This window comes from Methanoculleus sp. SDB (assembly GCA_001412355.1).
In the GTDB taxonomy this organism is placed as follows: Archaea; Halobacteriota; Methanomicrobia; order Methanomicrobiales; family Methanomicrobiaceae; genus LKUD01.
The window spans coordinates 1-1133 of sequence record LKUD01000024.1; the positions used below are offsets into that span (position 1 = coordinate 1).

1 pseudogene is annotated in these 1133 nt (G+C 63.0%); it reads left to right on the forward strand.

The features are described 5' to 3' along the window. Positions 1-1133, forward strand: a pseudogene (locus APR53_08145).

The following is a 1133-nucleotide window of genomic DNA, read 5'->3' on the forward strand; positions in this document are numbered from 1 at the left end:
ACCGGCAAGACGCTGATCGCAAAGGCCGTCGCAAACGAAAGCGGGGCGCACTTCATCCCTATCGCGGGACCCGAGGTCATCTCGAAATATTATGGCGAGAGCGAGCAGCGTCTGCGCGAGATCTTCGAGGAGGCGCAGGAAAACGCGCCCTCGATTATCTTTATCGACGAACTCGACTCGATCGCTCCCCGCCGCGAGGACGTGACCGGCGAGGTGGAGCGGCGTGTCGTCGCGCAGCTGCTGACGATGATGGACGGGCTCGAAGAACGGGGGCAGGTGGTCGTCATCGGCGCGACAAACCGGCTTGATGCCATCGATCCGGCGCTGCGACGGCCGGGGCGTTTCGACCGGGAGATTGACATCGGGGTTCCGACGGAGATCGACCGGCGCGAAGTGCTCAGGATTCACACCCGCGGCATGCCGCTTGAGGGCGAGGCAAAACTGGCGCTGAAGAAAAAAGAGCTGGCCGCACAAGAGCAGGCCCTGAAACCGCAGAGCGACGCCCTGGGTGATCTCGAAACCGCCATCCTCGATTCGGGGAGGGAGCTCACGGTAACGGATGACGCCGACCGAAGGTTTGATCTCGAAGCCAGACTCGCCCATGACACGGCGCGGCGTGAACTGCTTACGCGGGAGGTGGACGAACTCCGGGCCGACCTCGCCGCCGCCGAAGAGGAGATGCACCAGTATGAGGAGGAGAGCAAACGGAACCGCGAGAAATTCCTCGACGAGTTCGCAGCAAAGACGACCGGGTATGTGGGCGCCGATCTCGCCGCGCTCGCCCGGGAAGGGGCAATGCGGGCGCTCCGGCGGTACCTCCCGCATATCGATCTCGACACCGACCAGATACCCGACGAGATCGTCGAATCGATGGAGGTGACGATCAGCGATTTCCGCGACGCCATCCGTGAGGTGAACCCGAGTGCCATGCGGGAAGTCTTCCTCGAGGTCAGCCATATCACGTGGGAAGAAGTGGGCGGGCTTTCCCGGGAAAAGGAGGAGGTACGTGAAGCGGTTGAATATCCCCTGACAAGGGCGGACCGCTTTGACAGCCTCGGGATAGAACCGCCGAAAGGTGTGCTGCTGTACGGGCCGCCGGGAACCGGCAAGACGCTGATCGCAAAGGCCGTCGC